Annotated in this window: 20 protein-coding genes; 10 read left to right on the forward strand and 10 right to left on the reverse strand. The window is 70.5% G+C overall.

What is annotated here, in order from left to right:
• Positions 1-139 precede the first annotated feature (139 nt).
• The 5 genes from KTR66_RS09095 to KTR66_RS09115 all read left to right on the forward strand — a co-directional run bounded on the left by KTR66_RS09095 (position 140) and on the right by KTR66_RS09115 (position 4,377).
• Positions 140-991 carry a transporter substrate-binding domain-containing protein gene (locus tag KTR66_RS09095; protein WP_213612260.1) on the forward strand — a complete coding sequence of 284 codons (852 nt, stop codon included), beginning with the start codon at positions 140-142 and terminating at the stop codon, positions 989-991.
• A gap of 62 nt (positions 992-1,053) precedes the next feature.
• Entirely contained in the window at positions 1,054-1,734 is a 681-nt protein-coding gene (locus tag KTR66_RS09100; protein WP_213612261.1) for an amino acid ABC transporter permease, read from the forward strand.
• 4 nt (positions 1,735-1,738) lie between these two features.
• Positions 1,739-2,413, forward strand: a complete 675-nt coding sequence (locus KTR66_RS09105; protein WP_213612262.1) for an amino acid ABC transporter permease — start codon at positions 1,739-1,741, stop codon at positions 2,411-2,413.
• Positions 2,414-2,554: 141 nt separating this feature from the next.
• Positions 2,555-3,781, forward strand: coding sequence for a sorbosone dehydrogenase family protein (locus tag KTR66_RS09110; RefSeq protein WP_249731969.1), 1,227 nt, complete (start codon positions 2,555-2,557; stop codon positions 3,779-3,781).
• Positions 3,778-4,377, forward strand: coding sequence for a c-type cytochrome (locus KTR66_RS09115; protein WP_213612263.1), 600 nt, complete (start codon positions 3,778-3,780; stop codon positions 4,375-4,377). Before KTR66_RS09110 ends, KTR66_RS09115 begins: the two co-directional genes overlap by 4 nt.
• A gap of 3 nt (positions 4,378-4,380) precedes the next feature.
• On the opposite strand, the gene KTR66_RS09120 is transcribed toward KTR66_RS09115, so the two are convergent.
• Positions 4,381-5,184, reverse strand: coding sequence for a S49 family peptidase (locus KTR66_RS09120; RefSeq protein WP_213612264.1), 804 nt, complete (start codon positions 5,182-5,184; stop codon positions 4,381-4,383).
• 46 nt (positions 5,185-5,230) lie between these two features.
• On the opposite strand from KTR66_RS09120, the gene KTR66_RS09125 reads away from it, so the two are divergent.
• The 3 genes from KTR66_RS09125 to KTR66_RS09135 all read left to right on the forward strand — a co-directional run bounded on the left by KTR66_RS09125 (position 5,231) and on the right by KTR66_RS09135 (position 7,535).
• Positions 5,231-5,656 (forward strand): CoA-binding protein, encoded by a 426-nt coding sequence (locus KTR66_RS09125; protein ID WP_213612265.1) that lies wholly within the window; start codon positions 5,231-5,233, stop codon positions 5,654-5,656.
• Between the two features lie 95 nt (positions 5,657-5,751).
• Positions 5,752-6,471 (forward strand): DUF2076 family protein, encoded by a 720-nt coding sequence (locus KTR66_RS09130; RefSeq protein WP_213612266.1) that lies wholly within the window; start codon positions 5,752-5,754, stop codon positions 6,469-6,471.
• Between the two features lie 209 nt (positions 6,472-6,680).
• Positions 6,681-7,535, forward strand: a complete 855-nt coding sequence (locus KTR66_RS09135) for a LysR family transcriptional regulator (protein ID WP_213612267.1) — start codon at positions 6,681-6,683, stop codon at positions 7,533-7,535.
• A gap of 6 nt (positions 7,536-7,541) precedes the next feature.
• On the opposite strand, the gene KTR66_RS09140 is transcribed toward KTR66_RS09135, so the two are convergent.
• The 7 genes from KTR66_RS09140 to KTR66_RS09170 all read right to left on the reverse strand — a co-directional run bounded on the left by KTR66_RS09140 (position 7,542) and on the right by KTR66_RS09170 (position 15,022).
• The gene (locus tag KTR66_RS09140; protein ID WP_213612268.1) at positions 7,542-8,882 is read right to left on the reverse strand and encodes an LLM class flavin-dependent oxidoreductase; all 1,341 of its coding nucleotides are present in this window, start codon (positions 8,880-8,882) and stop codon (positions 7,542-7,544) included.
• 38 nt (positions 8,883-8,920) lie between these two features.
• Positions 8,921-9,766 (reverse strand): protein-glutamate O-methyltransferase CheR, encoded by an 846-nt coding sequence (locus tag KTR66_RS09145; RefSeq protein WP_213612269.1) that lies wholly within the window; start codon positions 9,764-9,766, stop codon positions 8,921-8,923.
• A complete protein-coding gene (gene cheB / locus KTR66_RS09150; RefSeq protein WP_249731970.1) occupies positions 9,766-10,863 on the reverse strand; it encodes a chemotaxis-specific protein-glutamate methyltransferase CheB in 1,098 nt (365 codons plus the stop codon). Before cheB ends, KTR66_RS09145 begins: the two co-directional genes overlap by 1 nt.
• Positions 10,860-11,234: a response regulator gene (locus KTR66_RS09155; RefSeq protein WP_213612270.1), complete on the reverse strand. Its 375-nt coding sequence runs from the start codon at positions 11,232-11,234 to the stop codon at positions 10,860-10,862. Before KTR66_RS09155 ends, cheB begins: the two co-directional genes overlap by 4 nt.
• An 11-nt stretch (positions 11,235-11,245) precedes the next feature.
• A complete protein-coding gene (locus KTR66_RS09160; protein ID WP_213612271.1) occupies positions 11,246-11,737 on the reverse strand; it encodes a chemotaxis protein CheW in 492 nt (163 codons plus the stop codon).
• A gap of 15 nt (positions 11,738-11,752) precedes the next feature.
• Positions 11,753-14,260, reverse strand: coding sequence for a chemotaxis protein CheW (locus tag KTR66_RS09165; protein ID WP_213612272.1), 2,508 nt, complete (start codon positions 14,258-14,260; stop codon positions 11,753-11,755).
• A gap of 159 nt (positions 14,261-14,419) precedes the next feature.
• A complete protein-coding gene (locus tag KTR66_RS09170) occupies positions 14,420-15,022 on the reverse strand; it encodes a histidine phosphotransferase family protein (protein ID WP_213612273.1) in 603 nt (200 codons plus the stop codon).
• A 199-nt stretch (positions 15,023-15,221) separates the two neighbouring features.
• On the opposite strand from KTR66_RS09170, the gene KTR66_RS09175 reads away from it, so the two are divergent.
• Together KTR66_RS09175 and KTR66_RS09180 are read left to right on the forward strand one after the other, a co-directional pair.
• On the forward strand, positions 15,222-15,389 hold the full coding sequence (locus KTR66_RS09175; RefSeq protein ID WP_213612274.1) for a DUF3553 domain-containing protein: 168 nt from the start codon (positions 15,222-15,224) through the stop codon (positions 15,387-15,389).
• A complete protein-coding gene (locus KTR66_RS09180; RefSeq protein WP_371819069.1) occupies positions 15,386-16,141 on the forward strand; it encodes a TSUP family transporter in 756 nt (251 codons plus the stop codon). Before KTR66_RS09175 ends, KTR66_RS09180 begins: the two co-directional genes overlap by 4 nt.
• A 57-nt stretch (positions 16,142-16,198) precedes the next feature.
• On the opposite strand, the gene KTR66_RS09185 is transcribed toward KTR66_RS09180, so the two are convergent.
• Both KTR66_RS09185 and KTR66_RS09190 read right to left on the reverse strand, forming a co-directional pair.
• On the reverse strand, positions 16,199-16,732 hold the full coding sequence (locus KTR66_RS09185) for a lipocalin family protein (RefSeq protein WP_213612275.1): 534 nt from the start codon (positions 16,730-16,732) through the stop codon (positions 16,199-16,201).
• Complete coding sequence (locus KTR66_RS09190; protein ID WP_213612276.1) at positions 16,732-17,619, reverse strand: polysaccharide deacetylase family protein; 888 nt, start codon at positions 17,617-17,619, stop codon at positions 16,732-16,734. Before KTR66_RS09190 ends, KTR66_RS09185 begins: the two co-directional genes overlap by 1 nt.
• Positions 17,620-17,647: the final 28 nt, after the last annotated feature.

A 17,647-nucleotide genomic window follows, 5' to 3' on the forward strand; every position in this document is an offset into this window, starting at 1 on the left:
CGGTTGTGCCGGGCCGGTCGGGCGGCAAAAGGGACGAAGCGAGGCAATTTCGGGGCAGGCTTGCATGCGCCTTGGGCACGTTGCGTCGCACCCGAAACAGGTGGAAGCTTCGCGCCGTCCGGAATTCATGAGGTCCATCATGCGTCGCCTTCTCCTCGCCGCGGCCGTTGCTGCCGCTGCCCTGCCGGGCCTGGCCCTCGCGCAGGCCCCCGCCGCCCAGCCGCCGCTGCGCTGCGCCGTGGACGGCACCTTCGCGCCGCACGCCTTCCCCTCGCTGCAGGGTGGCGTTCAGGGCTTCCAGATCGACCTCTTCCGCGAGGTGGCGCGCCGCATGGGGCGTGAGATCGTGATCGACAGCGCCTCCTTCTCCGGCCTCATCCCCGCGATGAATGCCGGCCGGTATGATTTCCTCTGCGCGCCCACGACCGTGACGCCGGAGCGCGCGCAGAGCCTGCTCTTCACCGAGGGCTATCTCTGGACCGAGCTGCAATTCGGCATCCGCCGCGGCACGCCGCCGATCCGTTCCGAGGAGGATCTGCGCGGCAAGACCATCAGCGTGAACAAGGGCACGCCCTATGAGCAATGGGTGACGCGCAATGCCGAGCGCCTGAACCTGACGCTGCTGGCTTTCGACACCCAGCCCGATGCGGTGCAGGCCGTCATCCAGGGCCGCGCCTATGCGAACCTCTCGGGCAACACGGTGGTGCGCTTCTCGGCCTCTCGCACGCCGCAATACGTTGCCGACTTCGTGCTGCCCGGCACGCGCCTGCATTGGGGCACACCCTTCCGCCAGGACAGCGGCGCGCTGCGCAACCAGGTGGAGGATGTGATCGTCTGCATGAAGCGCGACGGGACCATCGCACGCCTCAGCGAGCGCTGGTTCGGCAATGCACCCGGCCCGGATCAGGCCGAGCGCGTGGAATTCCCGGGCTATGGCGTGCCCGGCCTGCCCGGCTATGACGCGACGCCGCAGAACCCGACTTGCGGTTGATATCCAGTATGCCCGCGACGCGGAGGGTTGGTGTGGCGGCTGCGCGTCGCGGGCCTGAATAAATGAGCGGCTGGGACAAGTTCGCCGACAGCTTCCTCAACGCCCGCGTCGCCGCCGAATACACGCCCAAGATCATCGAGGGGCTCTGGCTGACGCTGGCGCTGGCGGGCTGCATCATCGTGACCGGCGTGGTCGTCGGCCTGCTGCTGGCGGTGATCCGCGCCATGGGCCTCAGGCCGGTGAACTGGCTCATCATCTTCGCGGTGGACCTGTTCCGCGCGCTGCCGCCGCTCGTCATCATCGTGCTGCTCTATTTCGGGCTGCCGGCGGCGGGCGTCTCCATGTCGGGCTTCGTGGCCGCCTGGCTCGCGCTCTCGCTCGTGCTCATGGCCTTCGCGGAGGAGATCTTCTGGGCCGGCATCACCGCCATCCCGCAAGGCCAATGGGAAGCCTCGCGCAGCCTGGGCTTGGGCTTCCTCGTCACCTTCGCGCTGGTCATCCTGCCGCAGGCGGTGCGCATGGTGATCCCGCCTTTGGTCAACCGCACCATCGCCATCACCAAGGGCACGGCGCTGGCCTCCGTGGTCGCGGTGCCGGAGATCCTGGGCGCGGCGCAGGCCGGCGTCTCCTTCTCCTTCAACCCGACGCCGCTCACGCTGGGCGCCGTCGCCTATCTCATCCTCTTCCTGCCCGTCGTCATCGCCGGCCGCTGGGTCGAGCAGCGCTACAAGCGGGCGCGGTAGCGCCATGCAGGATTTCATAGACGCCTTCTTCAACATCCAGATCCTCATGGAGGCCTGGCCCATCCTGTTGCAGGGCCTGGGCCAGACGCTGCTGCTCTCCGTGGTGGTGGTGCCGCTCGGGCTGCTGGGGGGCATGATCCTGGCGCTGCTCTCCACCGCCAAAAGCCGCTGGGTGCGCTGGCCGCTCATGGCCTGGGTGGATGTGTTCCGCGCCCTGCCGCCGCTCGTGCTGCTGGTCTTCGTCTATGCCGGCCTGCCCTTCGCGGGGCTGGAGGTCAGCGCCTTCACGGCGGTGGCCATCGGCTTCTTCCTCAACACCGGCGCCTATTATGGCGAGATCCTGCGCGCGGGCATCGCCAGCGTCCCGGCCGGCCAGGCGGAGGCTGCGCGCTCGCTCGGCCTCGGCCGCTGGCAGACCATGCGCCTCGTCGTGCTGCCGCAGGCGGTGCGCAATGTGCTGCCGGATCTGATCTCCAACACGCTGGAGGTGGTGAAGCTCACCTCCATCGCCGCCGTGGTGGCGATGCCGGAGCTGCTCTTCCAGGCGCGCCAGGCGCAGAGCGTGACCTTCAACGCGACGCCGATCATGGCCGCCGCGGTCGCCTATTTCATCCTGCTCTGGCCGGTGGTGCGGCTGCTGTCCAAGCTCGAGAACAAGCAGCTCGCGCGGCGCGCCTAGGGCATGATCCGCTGAGGTGGAACACCGAAGCGGTGAATCATCCCCTCAGCGACAGGGCTTGCCAGCCACGGTGTTTCGTCCTTCCCTTGCCGGGCAACGCTCGCAACAGGGCGCCCGCAAAGGGAGCAGGGAGAGAAACTCATGACAATCCGACGCAATCTGCTAGGCATGGCCGCGCTGCTCATGGCGGGCCCCGCCTTCGCCCAGGCGCCCGCCGCCACGCCGGCCCCCGTGCCCGGCTGGGCCGTCGGCCGGCCCGAGGGCTCGACGCTCGCGCCCCACGCGCCGCGCCTGACGGTCACGCCGCTCGACCAGGTGCCGGTCTCCTCCATCCGCCTGCCGCAGGGCTTCCAGGCCGAGGTCTTTGCCCATGGCATCCCGGGCGTGCGCGCCATCGCGGAAGCACCGGGCGGCACGCTCTTCGCCGGCACCCGCGCCATCGGCCGCGTCTATGCCATCACGCGCAACCCGGACGGCACGACGCGCACGCGCATCTTCGCCCAGGGTCTGCCGCAGCCCAACGGCCTCGTGATGATCGGCAACAGCCTCTACATCTTCGCCGTCAACCGCGTGCTGCGCTACGACAATGTCGAGGCGAACCTCGACAGCCCGCCGGCGCCGGTGGACCTGACGGCCGCCTTCGCCCTGCCGACCGAGCAGGAGCATGGCGGCAATCACCACTGGAAATACGCCTCGCTCGGCCCCGATGGCCGGATCTACACAAATGTCGGCGTGAACTGCAACGTGTGCGACACGGACCGCGACAAGTTCGCCCTCCTCGTCTCCTTCCGCCCCGATGGCAGCGACCGCCGCATCGAGGCGCGCGGCGTGCGCAACTCCGTGGGCTTCGCCCATCATCCGACGACGCGTGAGCTCTGGGCCACCAATCACGGCCGCGACTGGGTGGGTGACGACAACCCGCAGGACTCCCTGCTGCGCGTGCGCCGCGTGGGTGAGGATTTCGGCTTCCCCTATTGCCTCGGCACCTGGGCGGACCCGCAATACAACCGCGGCCGCGCCTGCAGCGAGTTCTCGCAGCCGGCCGCCCTGCTCGGGCCGCACACCGCGGTCCTCGGCATGCGCTTCTACACGGGCACCATGTTCCCCGAGCAGTATCGCAACCAGATCTTCATCGCGCGCCGCGGTTCCTGGAACCGTTCGCGCCTCAGCGGCTATGACGTCGTGGTCGCGCATCTGGACGGCCAGGGCAACGTGACCCGCGTGGAGGAGTTCCTGACCGGCTTCCGTGACGACGCCAACCAGCGCTTCGCCGACCGCCCGGCCGAGGTGCATGTGCTGCGCGATGGCTCGCTGCTGGTCTCGGGCGAGCAGATGGGCGCGATCTACCGGATCACCTATCGCCGATGAGCCTTCGACGGACCTTCGCGGCGGCCCTGTTGGCCGCCGCGACCACTCTTTCGACCATGGGCGTGGCACCCGCGCAGGATGCACAGCGCGGCGCGGCACTCGCCGAGCCCTGCGCGCAATGCCACGGGGCCAATGGCCGCAGCCAGATGCCCGACATCCCGTCGCTGGCCGGCCAGCCGGCCGATTTCATCACCATCCAGATGATCCTCATGCGGGAAGGCCTGCGCCAGGTTCCGGCCATGACGCAATTCGCCGTCGGCAAGTCGGACCAGGACATCCAGGACATCGCCGCCTGGTTCGCCACGCTGCCGCCGGGCCCGCCGGATGACCGGCGCCCGCTGGACCGCGCGCTGTTCGCCGCCGGCCAGGCGCTGAGCGGCCCGCGCCATTGCGCCACCTGCCATGTCTCCGACTATGGCGGCCGCGCGCAGATCCCGCGCGTCGCAGCCCAGCGCGAGGACTACCTGCTGCACGCGCTCACGCAATATCGCGACGGCCTGCGCGCCGGGCCGGACACGCAGATGAACGGCGCGGTGCAGGGGCTGTCGGACGCCGACCTGGTCGCGCTGGCGCATTACCTGTCGCACAAGGACTGAGGGCTACAGGCCCAGCCGCGCCCAGGCCGCGCGTTCCTCCATCACCTGGATGAGCGCGGCGCCGGCGCCTGGCAGCAGGCTCATCGGGAAGCGGCGCTTCGCGCGGCCCACGGGGATGATCCGCACCTTCTCGCCGAAGCGGCGCCGCGCCTCTTCCTCCGGCGTGGCCAACCCATCGCAGAGGCCGAGTTCCAGCGCGCGGCGGCCGATCCAATAACGGCCGTTGAACAATTCCTCCTCGCTCGCCTTCAGCCGTGCGCCACGCCGCGCGCGCACCCAGTCCTTGAACTCCACATGCAGCTCGGCCAGCAGCCCATCCAGCCGTGCCAATTCCTCCGCGCTTTGCGGGCGGAAAGGGTCGTTGCTCGACTTGTCGGTGCCCGCGGTGCGCACGCGCCGCTCGATGCCCAGGCGCTGGATCGCCTCGGGAAAGCCGAAGCCCGAGGAGATCACGCCGATGGAGCCCAGGATGGAGGCGGGGTCCGCGAAGATGTCATCGGCCGCGCAGGCGATCCAATAGCCGCCCGAAGCCGCCGCATCCTCGCAGAAGGCGAGGACCGGCACCTTCTTCTCCGCCGCCCAATGGCGGATGCGCCCGGCGATGAGCGAGGATTGCACCGGCGAACCGCCGGGCGAGTTGATGGCGAGGAAGACGGCGGCGAGCCGCTTCAGCCCGAAGGCGCGGGCCAGGATGGGCTCGATCCCCGAGGCGTTCAGCCCGCCGAAGGGACCGGTGCGCGCGGCGATCAGCCCCTCCAGCCGCACGAGGGCGACGACCGGGGGGCGGGGGGCGAAGGGATTCCACATGGCCTTAAGGTGCGCCCCCGCTGCGCCGGGACAAGCCCTTGCCTATATGAGGGCCATGGACATTCGCGAGCTGCTCCTCACCACCCGCCGGATCGCGCTGGTCGGCGCCTCGCCCAAGCCCGACCGCGCCTCCTTCCGCGTCATGCGCTTCCTGCTGGATCGCGGCTATGCGGTCACGCCCATCAACCCTGGCCTCGCCGGCCAGGAGATCCATGGCCAGCGCGTGGTGGCGCGCCTGGCCGAGGCCGGCCCGCTCGACCTCGTGGACGTGTTCCGACGCGGCGAGGAAGCGGGCGCCGTGATGGATGAGGCCGTGGCGCTCGGCGCCCGCGCCGTCTGGCTGCAATTGGGCGTGGTGGATGAGGCCGCGGCCGCCCGCGCCCGCGCCAAGGGCGTGACGGTGGTGATGGATCGCTGCCCGGTCATCGAATGGGGCCCCGCGGGGCTGCCGGCACGTATTTCTTCCGCGTGACGAATAACTAAACTTCTTGAAATGCGTTGGGCGCCGGGCCATTTCCCCAGCATTCAGGGCGGCCCGAATCGCCCCTTTTTGAAGGGAAGGACCCCATGACTGACGAAGAACGCCGGATCATTGGCGATTATGTGATGCGCGTGGCGGGCGTCCAGCAGGCCGCCCAGCCCTCGAGCAGCCCCTGGGGCGGCCGCGTGCCGCAGACGGGCGCGCAGCCGGCCGCGAACCTGCCGCCGATCGAGCCCGCCGCCGATGCCTATATCGCCGAGCTCTTCCAGAAGTATCCGGAGGCGCGCTTCCGCCTGACGCAGACCGCCTTCGTGCAGGAGCACGCGCTGGTCCAGGCGCAGAACCGCATCCAGGAGCTGGAGTGGGAGCTGGAGAACGCCAACCGCCAGGCGCAGGCCGCGAACAACCGTGGTTTCCTGGGCTTTGGCGGCTCGCGCCCCGCGCCCATGCCGCCCCGCCCGCAGCCCATGCAGCCCCCGGGCGGCATGATGCCGCAGCGCCAGGGCCCCGGTTTCCTCGGCACCGCCATGATGACGGCGGCCGGTGTGGCCGGCGGCATGGTGCTGGGCAACATGCTGATGAACGCCTTCTCGGGCGGCGGCTCGGCCGCGGCGGCCACGGGCGGCGGCGCCTTCGGGCAGGAGGCGGTGCCCACCTCCTCCGCCTGGACCGATCCCGGCGCGGCGGCGGCCAATTCCGGCTGGGGCGGCAATGACGCCTCGGGCGGCGGCTACGACAATGGCGGCTATGACGACGCGGCGGGCAGCTATGACGATGCCGGCGGCGGCTACGAGGAGGATGTGTAGTTTTCGCCCTCAAGCGCCGGGCGCGCGCTCCGCGCGCTTGGCTTCGCCGCGCCACGGGCGCGCTGGCCCCATCGCCCGGTTGGGCGGCGCCGGCCGCGTTGCGGCCGGATGGGTTGGGGAGGTTCGGCGGCTCGTCGCCCGCTGCACCTCCGGGAAAGGGCGGCTCCGGCCGCCCTTTTTTTTGTGCCCTGGCCGGCCGATAAGGGCGCATGCGCGTCCCTGATCTCGACCTCGACCTGCTGCGCGGCTTCGTGACGGTCGCCGAACGCGGCGGCTTCACCGCGGCGGGCCAGGCGCTCGGCCTCACGCAATCCGCCATCAGCCTGAAGGTGAAGCGGCTGGAGGATCTGCTCGGCAAGCCGGTCTTCACCCGCGGAACGAAACAGGTGACCCTGACGCGCGAGGGGGAGAGCCTGCTCACCTATGCCCGCCGCATGCTGGCGCTGAACGAGGAGGCGGTGCGCCGCTTCGTCGCCCCGCCCATCGCCGGCCGGCTGCGCCTGGGTGTGGCGGATCATTTCGTGCCGCGCCATCTGGCGCCCGCACTCGCCAGCTTCGCCCGCACCTGGCCCGAATTGCGCATCGAGGTGGAGGTGGGCCGCAGCCATGAACTCCGCGCGGCGCTGGCGCGGGAGGAGCTGGACCTGGTGCTGGGCAAGCGCCGCGATGGCGAGACGGAAGGCCGCGTCATCTTCACCGAGGCGGTGGTGTGGGTCGCCGCACCCGATTTCGAACTGACGCGAGACCGGCCTTTGCTGCTCGCCATGCTGCCGCAGGGCTGCATGTTCCGCGACCGCGCGCTGACCGCCCTCGCGCGCGCCGGCCTCGCGGCGGAGGTGGTCTATACCTCGCCCAGCCTGATGGGCATCGCCGCCGCCGCGCAGGCCGGCTTCGCGCTCACCGTCATGGGCCGCGCGGGCTTGCCGGAGGGGCTGGTCGAGCTGCCCGACCTGCCGCCGCTCGGCACCGCCGAGATGTGCCTGTTCTCGGCGCCCAACCCGTCAGGCCCGCATTACCTGGCGGATTTCCTCATCCAGTCGCTCTGCGACGGCGCGGGGATCTGACCAAGCTCAACGGCGCGCGAGCGCGGCAGGATGGGGCGCGGCGAGGCGGGGTTCTCCAAACAGCTTCTCGCGATAGGTCCCCGGCGCATAGGCGGTCTTGTACACGCCGCGCTCCTGCAGCGCCGGCACCAGCTGCTCCACCACCTCCACCAGGCATTCCGGAAAGACGGTGCGGGAGAGGTTGAAGCCATCCACGCCCGTCTCCTCGACATAGGCGACGAGCCAGTCGGCGATCTCCTGCACGCTGCCCACCACCGGCTTCTGCCGGCTGCCGAGGATGAACTGGTCGATCAGGCCGCGGCGGGTGAAGCGCGGCCCGGTCGCGCGCTGCATCGCGGAGACATTGGACTGGATCGCATTGCCGGGGCCGGCCTCGATCGGCTCATCCATCCCGTAGCGGCCGAAATCAATGCCGAGCGAGGCGCTCGCATGCGCCAAGGCACCCTCCACGCTGGAATGGCGGCGATACTCGGCGAGCTTCTCCTCGGCCTCGGCGCGCGTGCGACCCATCACCAGCGTGGCGCCGACGAAGACGCGAATCGGCCGTGGCTCGGCCAGCGCGCGCAGCGCGGCCACCTGCTTCGCCACATCCGCCGCGGGCCCGCCATTGAGGAAGACGCATTCGGCGTGCCGCGCGGCGAAGGCCATCCCGCGCGCGGAGGCGCCGGCCTGGTACAGCACCGGCGTGCGCTGCGGCGAGGGCTCGCAGAGATGCATCGCATCCAGCCGGAACTGCTTGCCCTCATGCGCGATGCGCCGCACGCGCGCGGGGTCGGTGAAGATGCCCGCCGCCGCGTCGCGCCGCACGGCGTCATCCGCCCAGCTCTCCTCCCAGAGGCGATAGACCACCTCCATGTACTCATCGGCCATGTCGTAGCGGTCGTCATGCGCCATCTGCCGGCCAAGGCCCATGGCGCGCGCGGCACTGTCCAGATAGCCGGTGACGATGTTCCAGCCGATGCGCCCGTTGGTCAGATGATCCAGCGTGCTCATCCGCCGCGCGAAGAGATAGGGCGCCTCATAGGAAAGATTGGCCGTGATGCCGAAACCGAGCTGCGAGGTGACGGCCGCCATGGCGGGGATGATCATCGCGGGATCGAGCAGCGGGACCTGCACCCCACCGCGCAGCGCCGCATCCGGGCTGCCATCCAGCACGTCATAGACGCCCAGCACATCCGCCAGGAACAGGCCGTCGAACAGCCCGCGTTCCAGCAGCTGCGCGAGATGGAGCCAGTGATCCAGGCGGTTGTAGTTGGCACTGGTGTCGCGCGGATGGGTCCACATGCCGTGCTGGATGTGGCCGACACAGGCCATGTCGAAGGCGTTCAGGCGAATCTCTCGGGGCATGGCGGGATTGTGGGGCGCGGTCGGCACCCCCGCAACCATCAGGCCCGCATGCGCTGCGGCTCCGCGCCCGCGGCGAGGCCATAGACGCCGCGCTCGCCGGGCTTCGGCACCAGCGCCGTCGTCACGCCCATCGCCGTCTCCGCCGCACCCAGATAGAGCGCGCCGTCAGGCGCCATGATCTGCGCGATGCCGCCCAGCACGCGCGCCTTGGTCGGCACGTCGAAATAGATCAGCACATTGCGGCAGAACACCACGTCAAACTTGCCCAGCCGGCGCGGATCGCCCAGCAGGTTGAAATTCTCGAAACGGCAGGGCGCGGCGATTTCGGGCCGGATGCGCCAGCGCGTCTCCTCCTGCACGAAGCGCTTCATCAGCGTGCGGATGGGCAGGCCGCGCTGCACCTCGAATTGCGAGAAGATTCCCGCCCGCGCGCGCGCCAGCACGGCGCTGGTGATGTCGGTGCCGATGATCTCCACGCGCCGCGTCTTGAAGCCCGGATCAGCCTCGCCCAGCTCGGCCAGGATGATCGCGATGGAATAGGCCTCCTGCCCGGTGGAGCAGGCGGCGGACCAGATGCGCAGCGGCTGGCCGGCGGGGCGCGCCTTGTGCAGTTCGGGCAGGAGCGCGCGCAGATGCTCGAAGGGGCGGGTATCGCGGAAGAAGCTGCTCTCGTTCGTCGTCAGCAGCTCGGTCATCTCCTGCGCCAGCGCATCGGCGCGCGGTGCTTTCAGACGCACGGCCAGCGCGTCGAGATCGGCCAGCGATTCGCGCTTCAGCAGCGGCGCCAGGCGCGTCTCCAGCATATAGCCCTGGTCGGGGCCGATGATGCCGCCGGAGCGCGTCTTCACGATCTCGGTGAGGAAGGCGAAGGTGGTGGGCGTCATCAGCGCGCTCCGCAGATTCGGGCCAGGGCGTCGCCCAGCGATTCGGGGGTTCCCTGCGCCGCGGCGAGGCCGGCGCGCGAGACGGCGCCCGGCATGCCCCAGACGACGGAGGAGGCTTCGTCCTGCGCCCAGATGGTGCCGCCGGCCGCGGCCAGGGCCTTGCAGCCCGCCAGGCCGTCATGCCCCATGCCGGTCAGGATGACGGCCTGCACCGCGCGGCCATGCAGGGCGATCAGGCTGCGCAGCGTGGGGTCCACGGCCGGGCGGCAGAAATTCTCGGGCGGCGCGTCGGAGAGGTGCAGCACCACGCGGCCGGCTTCCGCCTTGGCCAGCAGGTGATGGTCCCCTGGCGCCAGGTGGATGCGCCCGGCCTCCAGCACATCGCCCTGCCGCGCCTCAGCGACGGGCGGGCCGCCCAGGCCATCCAGATGCTTGGCCAGCATGGCGGTGAAGCCGGCCGGCATGTGCTGCACGATGACCACGGGCAATGTGATCTGCCGCGGCAGCCGCCGCACCAGCGCGGCCAGCGCCTGCGGCCCGCCGGTGGAACTGCCGATGCAAATCACCTTGGGCGGATCGCCCGCGCGGGCCGGCGCGGGGCGCACGGGTGCCAGCGGCGCGCGCGCGGCCGGCTGGCGCAGCCGCGCCCAGCCCTTCACCTTGGCGAGAAGTTCGGCGCGAAAATTCGGATCGGCCAGACCACCGCCGGCCGCCCCGGGCTTCGGGATATAGTCCGAAGCGCCGGCGCGCATCGCGTCCATCGTCGCGCTGGCGCCCTTCTGCGTGAGCGCGCTGGCCACGATCACCACGGGCTTCGGCTCGCGCCGGAGGATCAGCGGCAACGCCGTCATCCCGTCCATCACGGGCATTTCGAGGTCGAGCAGCACCACCTGCGCGCGCTCCGCCGGCGGCGCGGCATCGAGCGCGGCCAGCGCCTGCGCGCCATCCCCCACGCGGGCCACCACGGCGATGCCGGGGTCGGCCTCCAGCACGCGCGCCAGCGCCGAGCGCACGGTCGGGCTGTCATCGCAGAGCATCACGCGCAGCTTGCCTGCGGCGGAAGTCCTGGGCAGCGCGTTCGGCGCGGAGAGACTCATTCGGCGAGCAGCCCGGCCTGCACCAGCTTGTCGCGCAGGATCTCCTCATCGAAGGGCTTCATCACATATTCCTGGGCGCCGGCCTCCAGCCCTTCCAGGATCTTTTCCGTGCCGGCCTCGGTGGTGCACATCACCACCACCGGCTCATCCGGCCCGTATTCCGCGCGCAGCGCGCGCAGGAAGCCGATGCCGTCCATCACCGGCATGTTGCGGTCGAGCAGGACCGCGCGCGGCATGGCGGTTCGCACGGCGTCCAGCGCCTGCTGCCCGTCCGCCGCCTCGCGCACGCTGAAGCCGTAGCGCTCCAGGATGCGCCGCGCGACCTTGCGCACCACCGCGCTGTCATCCACCACCAGGCATTCGCCACTCATCGCACGCCCCCTCAGACGCCGAGCGCCAGCAGCTGCTCGACATCAAGCAGCACGAGCAGATGGTCATCGCGGCGATGCACACCGAGCGAGAACTCCTTCCAGGAGGCGTCCAGCGTCGGTGGATTGGGCGCGCGCTCCTCGGGGTTCAGCGTCAGCACCTCGCCCACCTGATCAGCCAGCAGGGAGTAGAGTTCACCGCCCACCTCGACGACGACGGACATGGCGACCTCACCCGGCGCGCGCGACGGCAGGCCGAGCCGCCCGCGCAGATCCACCGCGGTGACGATGCGGCCGCGCAGGTTCAGGCTGCCCGCCACCTCGCGGGGCGCGAGCGGGATGCGGGTGATGGCCTGCACGCCCAGCACGTCGCGCACGGCGAGGACGGGGACGGCGCAGGGCTGCCCCGCGACGGTCAGCGTCAGCATCATGCTGGCGGCATCGGAGGCGATCGCGCCGGTGGGCAGGCGCGATTCGGCCGAGGGGTTGGTGGGGACGGTCTGCATCGGGCGTTCCTCGGTTCAGCGGGCCAGCATGGGCTGGAGGCAGTGCTGCAGGCTGGCCAGCAGCGCGTCGCGGTCGAACTTGGCGATGTAGTCGCTGAAGCCGGCCTCCCGGCCGCGCTCCACATCCGCCGGCGAGGCGGAACCGGAGAGCGCGATCATCGGCAGCTCGGCCCAGGGGCCCCCCTCACGCACGGCGCGGGCCAGGGCCATGCCGTCCAGCTCGGGCATGTGGATGTCGGAGACGATGACGTCGAAGCGCTCGCCCGCCTCGCGCAGGCGCAGCGCGTCCCGCCCGTTGCCGACGGTCGTCACGTCATAGCCTGCCGCCATGATCGCGGGCACGATGAGGTTGCGGAAGAAGTCGCTGTCCTCGGCCACCAGCACGCGCGGCCGGGCGCCAGAGACCACGGCGGGCTCGAACCAGTCGGACTGGCCCTGCTTCAGCCAGTAGCCGGTGTCCAGCAGGTCGGTCACCTTGCCATCCACCACGCAGCTGCCGAGGAAGCCCGGGCGCAGGCCGGCATTGTCCATCTCGAGCGGCACGTCCACCACGTCGAGGATCTCGTCCACCATCAGGCCCATGGCGCGGTCGCCATCGCCGAAGACGAGCACCGGCTGCTCGCCCGTCTCCGCCGGCATGATGCCGTGATCGAGCGGAATGAGCGGCATGAGCGTACCGCGATACTGCACCACCAGGCTCTCGCCCGTGCGCTCGATGCGCGCGGCATCCAGGTTCTCCAGCCGCGCGACGAGGCCGAGCGGTACTGCCTTGGGCGCCCCGGGGCCCGCGCGGAACAGCAGCAGGGCGGTGTGGCGATCGCTCCGGCGGCTGGTCGCGGCGGCCTCCTCCAGCGCGCCGCTTTCCGTGCCGCCCTCAAGGCCAAGGCCCGAGGCGCGGGCGATCCCGTTGGGATCGAGGATCATGATGACGCTGCCATCGCCGAGGATGGTGTTGCCCGAGAACATGGTGATGTGCCGCAGGATGGGCGCGACCGGCTTCACCACGATCTCCTCCGTGTCGAAGACGCGATCCACCACGATCCCGAAGAGCTGCCCGGCCACCTGGGTCACGACGACGAAGCCCTCCGCCTCGGCGCCGGCGTCATGGTCCAGGCGCAGCACCTGGCGCAGCGAGACCAGCGGCAGCAGCTGGCCGCGCAGGCGCAGCACCGCGCTGTCCTTGATGCGCTCCACCTTCGGGCCGTCCACGCCGCCGACCCGCACCAGCTCCAGCACGCCGGCCTGCGGGATGGCGAAGCGCTCGCCCCCCGCCTCGACGATCAGCGCCGCCGCGATGGCGAGCGTGAGCGGGATCTTGATGCTGAAGGTGGTGCCCCTGTGCTCGCGCGAGGTGAGATCCACCGTCCCGCCGATGCGCTCGATATTGGTCTTCACCACATCCATGCCGACACCGCGGCCCGAGACGGAGGTGACCTCGGCCGCCGTCGAGAATCCCGCGCGGAAGATGAAGCGATGAATGTCGCGTTCGCTCATCGTGGCAAGCTCCGCCTCGGTGGCGAGGCCCTGCGCGATGCACTTGGCCTTGATGCGATCGGTGTTCAGGCCGCGCCCGTCATCGCCGATCTGCAGCACGATGTGCCCGCCCTCATGGAAGGCGTTGAGCAGGATGCGCCCCGTCTCCTTCTTGCCGGCGGCGCGCCGCTGCTCGGGCGTCTCGAGCCCGTGGTCGGCGCTGTTGCGCACCATGTGCGTCAGCGGGTCCTTGATGAGTTCCATCACCTGGCGATCGAGCTCGGTGTCGGCGCCGCGCATCTCCAGCTCGATCCGCTTGCCCAGGTCATGGCTGAGGTCGCGCACCAGGCGCGGCAGCTTGGACCAGGCATTGCCGATGGGCTGCATGCGCGTCTTCATCACGCCGTCCTGCAGGTCGGACGTGATCTGCGAGAGGCGCTGCAGCGGCACGGAGAAGGCCGCATTCTCCTCGGCCCGGGCGAGCTGCATGAGCTGGTTGCGCGTCAGCACCAGTTCGCTCACCAGGACCATGAGGTCCTCCAGCACATCCACCGCGACGCGGATGGTCTGCGGCGCGTTGCCGGCGGCGGGCGCGGCCTCGGCGGGGCCTTCGGCGGCGATGGTCTCGGCCGCCGGAATGACCGCCTCCGCGTTGATCTCCTCGACCGCGACCTCGCCGGAGGCGGCGGCATCCAGCGCGGCCTTGAGAGGGGCGTCATCGCCCGCCGGTTCGCTGCCGGTGGCCTCCAGCCCGGCGACGATGAGCTTGAACCGGTCGGCGGCGGTGAGGATCAGCGTGATGCCGGCCGGCGTGACCGGCAGCGTGCCTTCACGCCAAAGCCCCAGCACGTTCTCCGCCGCATGGGCCACGCCCTCCAGGCGCGGGAGGCCAAGGAAGCCGCAGGTGCCCTTGATGGTGTGCACGATGCGGAAGATCTCGGAGAGCACCGAGCCATTGGCCGGGTTCCGCTCCAGCTGCAGCAGCGCGGCGTCGAGGCTGGCGAGACCTTCATTGGTCTCGGTGAGGAAATCGGCGAGCAGATCGTCCATCGGGCGTCCCTTCCGGCATGCCCCGCGACAGGCGGGGTGGCGTCAGGCGGGAAGATGGCGCGGGGCTCGCGAAGAAAGCGTAAACAGGGCGCGAGGATCGAGGGCCCTCGATTCCTCGGCTTGCATTGCGTTTTGCATCGCAAGCCAAGGCGAGATCCCTCAGCCGGTCGGGCCCACGCGCAGCGGCGGGACCGCCTGGCCCATGCCGAGGGCGAAGCTCAGCTCCATCCCCTCGGCTTCGGCCTGTGCCAGGGCCCAGGGCGCCAGCACGCGGCGCGGGCCATCGGCCAGCGCCGTCTCCAGGGCGCCGCCGGCCACGAGTTCAGCCAGCGTGGGGGACCAGGCGGCGTCACGCCCCTCCGGCAGGACGCTGACCCAGCCATGCGGATCCTCGGCCACGCGCACCACGCCGCCGCGCGGCAGCGCCTCGGCGGCCAGCAGCGCGAGGGACAGCATCAGCCGCACGCGGCCCGCGGCCATCGGGGCGGTGGCGCCAGGCAGTTCGAAACGCACCCGATGCGCCATGGGCGCACCCCGCAGCAGCACGGCCAGTTCGGCCCAGCCGAGATCGTCGCCATGGCCGAAGGCGGCGGAGAACAGCTTCATGCGCGCGCGCAGTTCGCCAGCCGTCTCCATCACGATGGCATGGGCGGCCGGTTCGGTCGCCTGCGGCAGGATCGCCGTGATGCTGGCCATGGGGGAGCCCAGGTCATGGAAGATCCGCGCGGCCATCAGCTCGGCAAGGCGGTGGGGCTGGAGCATTTCAGGTTCTCTCAAATCTGCCGCGCTGAGGATGGCGCAGGGTGACCAACTCGGGCATCGCAGCGCAAGATGCGGGCCAATTCACGGCGCCCGGCCGGCGAGGATCGGACGGCCGGGGGCCTCAGGGCGGCTTAGCCGAGTCGGGTTGCCCGATGGTTTAAATGCGCGCCAAGCTCCCCGCGCGAGGAGAGGTCTTGAGATGCATGGCATGGAACCCGGGATGCGGGTACGGCACCCGGGCTGCCCGGATTGGGGTGTGGGCCGGGTCCAGTCCGTGGTGGGGGACCGTGTCACGGTGAATTTCGAGCATGCGGGGAAGGTGCTGCTGAACCTCGCCGTCGTCACGCTCGAACAGGTGGAGGAGTGAGCGCGCTGCTCTCGACCGCCGGCGCGCTGCTGAGCGACTGGCCCGTCTGGGCGGCGGCGCTGGCCACCGCCATCGCCGGCCTGATGCGCGGCTATGCCGGCTTCGGCACGGCGGTGATCCTCGCGCCGATCTACTCCGTGCTCTGGGGCCCGCGCGCCGGCGTGCCGGTCATGCTGATGATGGAGCTGCTCGTCTCCCTCCAATTGCTTCCCCGCGCCTTCAAGGATGCGGATACGCGCGTGATCCTGCCGATCGGGGGTGCGGCGGCGCTCGCCACGCCACTCGGCGCCGTGGTGCTGTTCACGGCCGATCCCGAGGTGCTGCGCCGCTGCATCGGCGGCTTCGTGCTGGTCTTCGGCATGCTGCTGCTCTCGGGCTGGCGCTACCATGGCAGCCGACCGCTCGGGCTGAACCTGCTGGTGGGCACCAGCGCCGGGCTGCTCAAGGGCGCCACGGGCATGAGTGGCCCGCCGGTCATCCTCTATCTGCTGGCAGGGCCGGAGGAAGCCAAGCGCCACCGCGCCAACCTCATCCTGTTCTTCGCGCTGATCGCCGTCGTCTCCATCCTCGGCCCGCTCTGGCTCGGGATGATCACGGCCGAGGTGCTGGCGAAGCTGCTGATCCTGATGCCGGTGCTGCTGCTTTCGGTGCCGGTGGGCGCGCGGCTCTTCCACGTCATCCCGCAGCATTTCTACAAGCGCTTCGCGCTCGCCGTGCTGGTCACGGCCGGCGGAATTGCTCTCCTGGCCTGAGGCTTCGCCGAGGGGCTGATTCACCGCTCCGGTGATTCCACCTCCGCGGATCAGACCCTAACGCCCGGCGACGATCAGCGGCCCCAGGTCGAAGCCCTGCGCGCGCGCGATGCCGAGTGCCCGCTCCATCTCCGCCGGCGGCAGGCTGGGCGTGCGCGAGAGCAGCCAGAGCGAACGGCGCGAGGGCGAGCCCACCAGCGCCCAGCGATATTCGGGGTCGAGGCCGATCACCCAGTAGTCGCCATAGAAGGGCCAGAAGAAGCTGACGCGCAGCCGCGTGTTGTTGCTCCCCTCCACCACATAGGCCTGGCCGGTGGCCACGCGGCGCGGCCGGGCGGGGTCGAGCGCGTTCACGCAGGAATTGCGCACGCTGATCCGCCCATCGGGCAGCGAGGCGTATTCCGCCGTCGTCTCCTCGCAGCGCAGCGAGGAACTGTCCTGGAAGCGCTGCGGCAGCCGCGCCACCTCATGCCAGAGGCCGACATAGCGGGCGAGGTCCACGCGCTCCACAGTGCGCGGCGTCTCCGGCCCGGGCTGGGTGGCGGCGCAGGCCGAAAGGCCCAGCAGGGCGGCGAGGATCAGCGCGCGCATCAGACGATGCTCCCTTCCGGCCAGGTGAGGCAGTGGTCGTAGATGCCGCCGGCGGTGGTGATCCAGACCTCGTCCCGCCGCGCGGCGATCACCGCCAGCGCCTCGCGCAGCGCGCGCATCCGGTAGGGCTGGCCCACGATATAGGGGTGCAGCGCGATGCCCATGACCTGCGGCACGCCATCCTGCGTCTGGCGCAGGCGCTCGTGGAAGTCATCCACGATGATGTCGGCGAACTGCTTCGCGCCATCCTTGCGGGCGGCGATGGCCGGGATGTCGTTCGCCTCCTGCGGGTAGGGGATGCTCAGCAGTCGCCCGGCGCGCGTCGTTTTCCAGACTGGCTGGTCGTCCATGCACCAGTTGAGGCTGTAGGTGTAGCCAGCCTCCACCAGCAGGTCGGGCGTCACGCGGCTCTCGGCGATCCAGGGCGAGAGCCAGCCGCGCGGGGCCTTGCCCTCATGCTGCACGATCTCGGCCGTGCTTTCGGCGATGAGGCGGGCTTCCTCCGCCTCGGGCAGGGTGCTCTGGCGCTCGCTGTTGGTGCGGCCATGGCCCGCCATCTCGTCGCCGCGGGCGCGGTGGGCGGCCACCAGCTCGGGCGCGTGGTGGTACATGGCGCTGTTGAGCAGGACGGTCGCGGGCAGGTTCAGCTCATCCAGCAGCTGCACCAGGCGGAAGCCGCCCACGCGGTTGCCGTATTCGCGCCAGGCGTAGTTCAGCACATCCGGCTGCGGGCCGCCGGGGGCGAGTTCCGCACCCAGCCCCTCGCCGAAGGCGAAATGCTCGAGGTTCACGCCGAGATAGACGGCGAGCTTCCGGCCAAAGGGCCAGCTTTCCCGCGCCCGGGCGGTCCAGGGGGAATAGGGGAAGCGGCCATGATGCGGGAGCATGCGAAACCCTTGGCTGAGGACGGCGCCC

The organism is Roseococcus sp. SDR, from assembly GCF_019083995.1.
Lineage (GTDB): Bacteria > Pseudomonadota > Alphaproteobacteria > Acetobacterales > Acetobacteraceae > Roseococcus.

Excerpts from the sequence above, each read along its gene's own strand:
- KTR66_RS09095 (WP_213612260.1), top strand. The coding sequence starts at position 140 with ATGCGTCGCCTTCTCCTCGCCGCGGCCGTTGCTGCCGCTGCCCTGCCG.
- KTR66_RS09100 (WP_213612261.1), top strand. The coding sequence starts at position 1,054 with ATGAGCGGCTGGGACAAGTTCGCCGACAGCTTCCTCAACGCCCGCGTC.
- KTR66_RS09105 (WP_213612262.1), top strand. The coding sequence starts at position 1,739 with ATGCAGGATTTCATAGACGCCTTCTTCAACATCCAGATCCTCATGGAG.
- KTR66_RS09110 (WP_249731969.1), top strand. The coding sequence starts at position 2,555 with ATGACAATCCGACGCAATCTGCTAGGCATGGCCGCGCTGCTCATGGCG.
- KTR66_RS09115 (WP_213612263.1), top strand. The coding sequence starts at position 3,778 with ATGAGCCTTCGACGGACCTTCGCGGCGGCCCTGTTGGCCGCCGCGACC.
- KTR66_RS09120 (WP_213612264.1), bottom strand. The coding sequence starts at position 5,184 with ATGTGGAATCCCTTCGCCCCCCGCCCCCCGGTCGTCGCCCTCGTGCGG.
- KTR66_RS09125 (WP_213612265.1), top strand. The coding sequence starts at position 5,231 with ATGAGGGCCATGGACATTCGCGAGCTGCTCCTCACCACCCGCCGGATC.
- KTR66_RS09130 (WP_213612266.1), top strand. The coding sequence starts at position 5,752 with ATGACTGACGAAGAACGCCGGATCATTGGCGATTATGTGATGCGCGTG.
- KTR66_RS09135 (WP_213612267.1), top strand. The coding sequence starts at position 6,681 with ATGCGCGTCCCTGATCTCGACCTCGACCTGCTGCGCGGCTTCGTGACG.
- KTR66_RS09140 (WP_213612268.1), bottom strand. The coding sequence starts at position 8,882 with ATGCCCCGAGAGATTCGCCTGAACGCCTTCGACATGGCCTGTGTCGGC.
- KTR66_RS09145 (WP_213612269.1), bottom strand. The coding sequence starts at position 9,766 with ATGACGCCCACCACCTTCGCCTTCCTCACCGAGATCGTGAAGACGCGC.
- cheB (WP_249731970.1), bottom strand. The coding sequence starts at position 10,863 with ATGAGTCTCTCCGCGCCGAACGCGCTGCCCAGGACTTCCGCCGCAGGC.
- KTR66_RS09155 (WP_213612270.1), bottom strand. The coding sequence starts at position 11,234 with ATGAGTGGCGAATGCCTGGTGGTGGATGACAGCGCGGTGGTGCGCAAG.
- KTR66_RS09160 (WP_213612271.1), bottom strand. The coding sequence starts at position 11,737 with ATGCAGACCGTCCCCACCAACCCCTCGGCCGAATCGCGCCTGCCCACC.
- KTR66_RS09165 (WP_213612272.1), bottom strand. The coding sequence starts at position 14,260 with ATGGACGATCTGCTCGCCGATTTCCTCACCGAGACCAATGAAGGTCTC.
- KTR66_RS09170 (WP_213612273.1), bottom strand. The coding sequence starts at position 15,022 with ATGCTCCAGCCCCACCGCCTTGCCGAGCTGATGGCCGCGCGGATCTTC.
- KTR66_RS09175 (WP_213612274.1), top strand. The coding sequence starts at position 15,222 with ATGCATGGCATGGAACCCGGGATGCGGGTACGGCACCCGGGCTGCCCG.
- KTR66_RS09185 (WP_213612275.1), bottom strand. The coding sequence starts at position 16,732 with ATGCGCGCGCTGATCCTCGCCGCCCTGCTGGGCCTTTCGGCCTGCGCC.
- KTR66_RS09190 (WP_213612276.1), bottom strand. The coding sequence starts at position 17,619 with ATGCTCCCGCATCATGGCCGCTTCCCCTATTCCCCCTGGACCGCCCGG.